7 protein-coding genes are annotated in these 5,847 nt (G+C 67.6%); 4 read left to right on the top strand and 3 right to left on the bottom strand.

The annotated features are described in order from the left end of the window. Positions 1 to 243: 243 nt before the first annotated feature. A complete protein-coding gene (locus ACXJKB_RS22560; protein WP_457192431.1) occupies positions 244 to 645 on the top strand; it encodes a hypothetical protein in 402 nt (133 codons plus the stop codon). Positions 646 to 737: 92 nt separating this feature from the next. Here ACXJKB_RS22560 and ACXJKB_RS22565 read toward each other — a convergent pair whose 3' ends face one another. Further along, positions 738 to 1,520 carry a hypothetical protein gene (locus ACXJKB_RS22565; protein WP_457192433.1) on the bottom strand — a complete coding sequence of 261 codons (783 nt, stop codon included), beginning with the start codon at positions 1,518 to 1,520 and terminating at the stop codon, positions 738 to 740. A gap of 132 nt (positions 1,521 to 1,652) precedes the next feature. Between ACXJKB_RS22565 and ACXJKB_RS22570 the strand changes: the two genes are divergently transcribed. Together ACXJKB_RS22570 and ACXJKB_RS22575 are read left to right on the top strand one after the other, a co-directional pair. Then, entirely contained in the window at positions 1,653 to 2,138 is a 486-nt protein-coding gene (locus ACXJKB_RS22570; RefSeq protein WP_457192435.1) for a SigE family RNA polymerase sigma factor, read from the top strand. Further along, a complete protein-coding gene (locus ACXJKB_RS22575; RefSeq protein ID WP_457192437.1) occupies positions 2,135 to 3,376 on the top strand; it encodes a hypothetical protein in 1,242 nt (413 codons plus the stop codon). The genes ACXJKB_RS22570 and ACXJKB_RS22575 overlap by 4 nt, the downstream gene beginning before the upstream one ends. Before the next feature lie 163 nt (positions 3,377 to 3,539). Here ACXJKB_RS22575 and ACXJKB_RS22580 read toward each other — a convergent pair whose 3' ends face one another. Then, positions 3,540 to 4,052, bottom strand: a complete 513-nt coding sequence (locus ACXJKB_RS22580) for a hypothetical protein (protein WP_457192439.1) — start codon at positions 4,050 to 4,052, stop codon at positions 3,540 to 3,542. Between the two features lie 118 nt (positions 4,053 to 4,170). Then, positions 4,171 to 4,539: a hypothetical protein gene (locus ACXJKB_RS22585; protein ID WP_457192441.1), complete on the bottom strand. Its 369-nt coding sequence runs from the start codon at positions 4,537 to 4,539 to the stop codon at positions 4,171 to 4,173. Positions 4,540 to 4,977: 438 nt separating this feature from the next. Here ACXJKB_RS22585 and ACXJKB_RS22590 point away from each other — a divergent pair, with 438 nt between their 5' ends. Continuing rightward, positions 4,978 to 5,373, top strand: a complete 396-nt coding sequence (locus ACXJKB_RS22590) for a hypothetical protein (protein WP_457192443.1) — start codon at positions 4,978 to 4,980, stop codon at positions 5,371 to 5,373. Positions 5,374 to 5,847: the final 474 nt, after the last annotated feature.

Here is a 5,847-nt window from a genome sequence, read left to right on the forward strand (position 1 = left end):
GGGCGGCTACGCTCGCCCGGATCTGCCGCGTTGAGGGCGGCTACGCTCGCCCGGATCTGCCGCGTTGAGGGCGGCTACGCTCGCCCGGATCTGCCGCGTTGAGGGCGGCTACGCTCGCCCGGATCTGCCGCATTGAGGGCGGCTACGCTCGCCCGGATCTGCCGCGATGATCGCGTCTGCTCATACCGAGTTGCGCACATTCGGACTGCCGCCCGAAGTGTTCGGTTGTGCGATCCTGACCGGATGGAGCGCGGGATCGACACGTGGTGGGATCACCTGCTCGACGTCTTGGGCACGGTCGGCGAAGTCAGCGATCGAGATCCCCACGGTCTCACCGTGGTGCTCAGCCGGGGAGACGGCCCACCCCAAGTCGTCGAGATAGTCATGACGCCACACGAGTGGAGTGGCTTCACCGGAATCGGCGGGTGGTCCATGTCGGCGGGAGCGCAGCACGTTCGACAACAAGTCTTGGACCAGCCGCGCGACACGCGCTACCTCGTGTACGGCCTGTACAACCTGAGGCCATGCGACAACCCAGAACTGCCGGTGAGTCCGGCATTCGCCCAGTTGGCGGAACTTGCGGAGAAGTATCCGGACGGAGTTCCGGGTGCGGCTTGGGTCGCCCACAGACGACAGCGGACGTAGTTCGCAGGGGACAGCCGGATCTGCCGCGATCAGCTCAACCGGATCTGCAGAGATCCGCATGTCGTACATGCGGATGGCGGACGCCAACCTTCTCAGTCGCGCTGTGGCCAGCCGCTGGGATACGACCCGTTGATCCTGTCGCCGTTCGCATACAGCGACACGTCCGGGTCCACCTGCAATGCCTCGATCTCAGGGTCATCAACGAGTGCCTGGATGAGACAGGGTTCGCCGCCGACGATGGTGCTGTCGTAGTCGAACGAGGAGTGGACCAGCCAAGCATGGTCCTGCGGCCACCAGATCGTGGGTGAGTGCACCAGGCCCAATTGTCGAAACGTGTCGTGCCTGGGGTCGTCCGAGCCGCCGTTGGCGAAGTCGAGTGACAGTCCGACTACGTCGCTCAACGCACCGCCGAACAGCCAGTAGGGGCTGCAGGGAAGGGTGCGGAACGCGAGATCCAGACTCCAGCGTTCTGCGGTGAGTCCGAAGCCCGCCCACTGGGCAAACCAGCATGTGGCGGGTGTCGCGGTGTGCCGCGCCAGATGGTCGCGCACGAGCGGCAAGGTTGATCGGTCGAGCGACCCGATCAACGGCCCCGGGATACGTTCCTCCACCGGGCGGGAGGCCTCGCGCGCGAGATCGGTGAACTGGGCCGCTGGGTGGAAGACCGTGCCCATGTCGCGGGCGATCGACTCCCACGTGGCTGGCCTGTCATCGCTGGGGAGACCTTGGTCGGGACGATGGAAGATCCGTGCGTAGGAAGGGAACAACCCTGTTGCGAGGTCGACCACCCGCCCCCGGAAGTCTGGGAGAGCCTCCGCCAGCCAGTCGGCCGCAGCAACCTCGGCCAGCGGCATCAACGGTGATCCGGCGTCCATGGCGGAACGATACGGCGGCAACCGAAGCGCGGGGGGCATCCGGATCTGCCGCAATCAGTAGGTAGCCGGCAACTCGTCCCAACCTTTTCGGGCTCCATGGCGTTGAGTGGGCACAGGATGGGAGGGGAAGCGGTGGACGACCAGGGTTTCACTGAGTGGGCGACCGGGCGGCAGCGCCAGCTGCTTCGCTCGGCGTACCTGCTGACCGGTGACCTACACCGCGCGGAGGACCTCGTCCAGGAGGCGCTGACCAAGGTGGCGCTGCGGTGGTCGCGGCTAGCCGAGGGCAACCCGACCGCGTACGCCCTCAGGATCATCACGCGCGACAACATCTCGTGGTGGCGACGTCGGCGTGACGTGCCAACCGACTCGCTCCATGACTCCGGCACCAGCACGGAACCAGAAACGGCGTTGGTCGTACGACGCTCCTTGGCGCGCCTGACGCCCGGGCAGCGCGCGGTGCTGGTGCTGCGCCACTTCGACGACCTGACCGAGCGCGAGACCGCCGAGGTGCTCGGCGTCTCCGTCGGCACAGTCAAGAGCCAGAACGCGGCTGGCCTCGCCCGGCTGCGCACTGGAGCGCCCGAGCTCCTGAGCCTCATCGGGAGGACACCGTGACTGAACTCAAGCAGCTCCTCAGGGAGGCGACCGAGCACGTCGCCTCGCCCGACCTCGCCGGCCGCGCGCTGGCGTCCGCCCACCGACACCGCGTCCGTCGTACGGCCGCAGGTGCGCTTGTTGCGATCGTGCTCCTCGGCGGCGGGGCGACGTGGATCGTGCAGGACCGAGTGCCGCACGCGGGCGTGGTCGACACCCCAGAACCGACGCGAACCCTGTCGCCGGGCCCGACGCCGACCTCGTCCGTGCCCGACACCGACCCTGCGACCCAGTCGCTCTGGGACCCGTTCTCCCTCGCCAACACCGAGCGAGCCGACTCTGCTCTGCCCGGGCGCCTCGTTCCGCCGGTCGCGCCGCCGGACCTCGCCGACGCACCGCTCCCGGACATCGTGGTTGCCTGGCCGCAAGAAGGTGCGGACCTGCGGGTGCTCGCGACGAACGGCGAGTGGCGCTCGGTCGCCGGGACCGCGGCGGCTGTGCAGGGCTCCCTGCGCGACGTGGTCGCGCCGGCGATCAGCCCCAAGGGGGACCGGGTCGCGATGTCGACCAACGACGGCATCCTCATCGTCTCGGCGACCGGCGCGCGGCGGGTCATCCCGTGGCCGAAGGGCCTCGCGGGCCCGTGGGACATCTGGCCGGACCTGATCTGGCGCCCCGGCGACGCGGGCTTCGTGGTGCAGAGCTGGAAAGGGCCATGGTTCGTGAACATGGACGGCACCGGCACACCCCTGCCGAGCCCGCGCAACTCCTACGGCGTAATGGTCGACCCTGACGACGGCACCGTCCGCGACCGCACCCGCGCCCACCGGGAGCTCCGCACCTGGAACGCCCCGGACGACGCCTCCTCCGTCACCCTCCCCGGCTACGGCGAGCGCTACGTCACCCGCTTCGGGAAGGTGGCGTATACCGGCAACCCGGGTCATACGCTGATGAACGTGGCGACGAGCGGCCCGGTTGTCGTTGATCCGGCGACGGGCGAGGTCCTCGCCTTCGCACCGATCCTCGACGAGAACTCCGTCTACAGCGATAACGGGCACCTCACCGCTCTCGGCTTCCTCGACCCGGCCACGGTCCTCCTGCTGATCACGCCGATGGACTACGCGACCATGGATGCCGAGGACGGCACCACCTACCTCGCCACGTGGGACTGGGCCTCCGGTGAGTTCGCCGCGCTGACGAGCGGCGGGACCGGCATGCGCGGAATCGCCGTGGCGCCCGACCTCGTGCGAGTCGACTGACGGGTCAGGTTAAGACCGAGCTCGAGGGCTATAGACCGCGAACATCCGGATCTGCCGCGTTGAGGGCGGCTACGCTCGCCCGGATCTGCCGCGTTGAGCGCGGCTACGCTCGCCCGGATCTGCCGCGATGAGTGTGGCGGTAGGTCGACATGCGCGATGCCCGTCAGTACATCCACCAGGGCGTCACACGGAGTACGCCATCAGCGGGCCACATGCGCAGGTGGTGCTGCTCCGCAGGTTCGCCGGGTTCGACGAAGTCGGGCTCTTCGATCTTCATGAAGATGGCGCAGTCCAGTCTGATCGGCTTGGTGAGCCACGGAGCGAGGGTGACCTGGTCCTCAAGGTCGTTGCTGAGGACGTGGATGGGTCCGGCTGCGTCCAGCGTGAAGGTGGCGAGATGATCGCCTTGGTCGATGCGGCGTTGTATCTCGCGCTCGGTGGGCGTTCGGTTGAGGAGGATGCAGGATAGCCACACCCGCTCGTCGACATCGTTCAGGATGTTCACGTTGGCGACGGGACCCTCGGCAAGAACGTCACCGGGGTTCTCTGGGAACACGGTGGGTATCCAGTCCTCGTCGTCACCGGGTGGCGAGGCTGGGCTGGAGGAGGCGAGGAAGTAGCCTCCGTCGATCGCAGAGATGGCTTGGCTCCAGTTGCCGTTATCTCGGGACTCCACCCCTAGACCGTCGCACATGCGCCGCCCCGACGAGGCCTAGGCGCCCCTCCGCGGACCGTCCGGATCTGCCGCGACCCGTGCGTCCGCGATGCGGATGGCGGGTCACCCGAGCGGCAGATCAGTCGTAAACAGGCACGAAGAAGGCCCACGCCAGGTTGGACATCTCACCGGCCGCGAACCGTACGACTCTGTCGGGCGCGCGGATCGCCCACACCTCGACGTCGTAGCGCTGAGAGGGATACGCCGGGTGGGCAACCACGATGCGCTCCGGGTCGGAGCACTCCCACTCGTGCTGCCACGGATTCAGTCCGTCCAAGTCGAAATCCTCGCCGTCCCAGCACATGCCGACAGGTCGCCATCCTGGCGTGACGAGGCGCGCGGCGGACATGATCTGCACGTTAGACGACGGCCAACCGCTCATGCCGCGACCCGCTCGTCCGCACATGCCGATGAGCGCGCAGGAAGCCACCGTCAGGGTCGGTGGCATGCCGCCCTTTCATACTTCCGTCGGTCGCAGCGCGCTCGGACAGTGAGTGACACTCGGGTCCGTGCCCGTGGGGCGTCGGTCTGGAGGTGGGGCACGCATGCCGCAGGTTGTTTGGATCCTCATTGCCGGAGGGGTGGGCGGAGCGTTGGCAGTGTTGTGTCTGGGGGCGCTTCAAATGCCGCCCGCCTGTTCCAAGTGCGGTCACCAGCTGCCCCGCTTTCGCAGGCCAGCATCGGGACGAGAAGCCTTCTGGGGCGGGTGGACGTGCCCGAACTGCGGGCACCAGGTCGATCGAAAGGGAAGCCCCGTCGGTGACTCGTGACTGGGTGACGACCCGCTCGGAACGCTTGGATCTGCCGCGATTCGCGCGGCACCAGGATGCGGTCAGGAACATCGACGGTGTCGGGCGCGTGTAGACGGCTATCCTGCGATGTGCACATGATGGGCAAGCGCTGGGCGGAAGAGGTCGCTGAAGTCTGCGACCCGGTCTTCGATGGCGCTGACGTGGGCTTCGTGCGACAGGTGCAGTACGCCGGCGACCAGCAGAACGAGGTCGTCTACCTCCTGTGGGAAGCAGACCCGCAACGCTTTGCGGAGCGCTACCCCGACAGCGGGGTCGTGGAGTCATACGGTGAAGACCAATGGCGAACCGTTCACTGCATCGACTATTGGGTCAACCTCGACCACACGAACCGGCGCTGTCGCCTCTCATTCGAAGGGTGGCAACTGCCTGAACTGTGGCTTGAACTACGAGGGGAGGGCGCGTGGGATGGTCCTGCCATTGCAGACACGTTCGCTCGCATCCTGGGCGTTCCTTCCCCGCGCATCCCCTGACCGACGACCGGATCTGCCGCGACCCGCGCGTCCGCTCACGCCAGTGAGCGAAGTGCGGGCGCTACCCTGCGGCATGGGGACAGGGACGAAGATCCTGCTCGGATTGTGCGCCGTAGTTGGCCTCTACAGTCTGGTGGCTGTGCTCGCAGATCCTCGGTCGCCCATGTGGGGCACGTTGGTGGCCATGGTGCTCGTCGCCGCCTCGCTGCACCCACGGGTGAGGGAACTCGGGCGACGAGACGACAAGGGCTAACTCAGACAAGCATCCGGATCTGCCGCGTTGAGGGCGGCTACGCTCGCCCGGATCTGCCGCGTTGAGGGCGGCTACGCTCGCCCGGATCTGCCGCGTTGAGGGCGGCTACGCTCGCCCGGATCTGCCGCGTTGAGGGCGGCTACGCTCGCCCGGATCTGCCGCGTTGAGGGCGGCTACGCTCGCCCGGATCTGCCGCGTTGAGGGCGGCTACGCTCGCCCGG

It is taken from the genome of Nocardioides sp. P5_E3 (genome assembly GCF_054049275.1).

What these genes read in the sequence shown, in the direction of transcription:
- ACXJKB_RS22585 (WP_457192441.1), bottom strand. Translation starts at nt 4,539, where the DNA reads ATGCCACCGACCCTGACGGTGGCTTCCTGCGCGCTCATCGGCATGTGC.
- ACXJKB_RS22560 (WP_457192431.1), top strand. Translation starts at nt 244, where the DNA reads ATGGAGCGCGGGATCGACACGTGGTGGGATCACCTGCTCGACGTCTTG.
- ACXJKB_RS22565 (WP_457192433.1), bottom strand. Translation starts at nt 1,520, where the DNA reads ATGGACGCCGGATCACCGTTGATGCCGCTGGCCGAGGTTGCTGCGGCC.
- ACXJKB_RS22590 (WP_457192443.1), top strand. Translation starts at nt 4,978, where the DNA reads ATGATGGGCAAGCGCTGGGCGGAAGAGGTCGCTGAAGTCTGCGACCCG.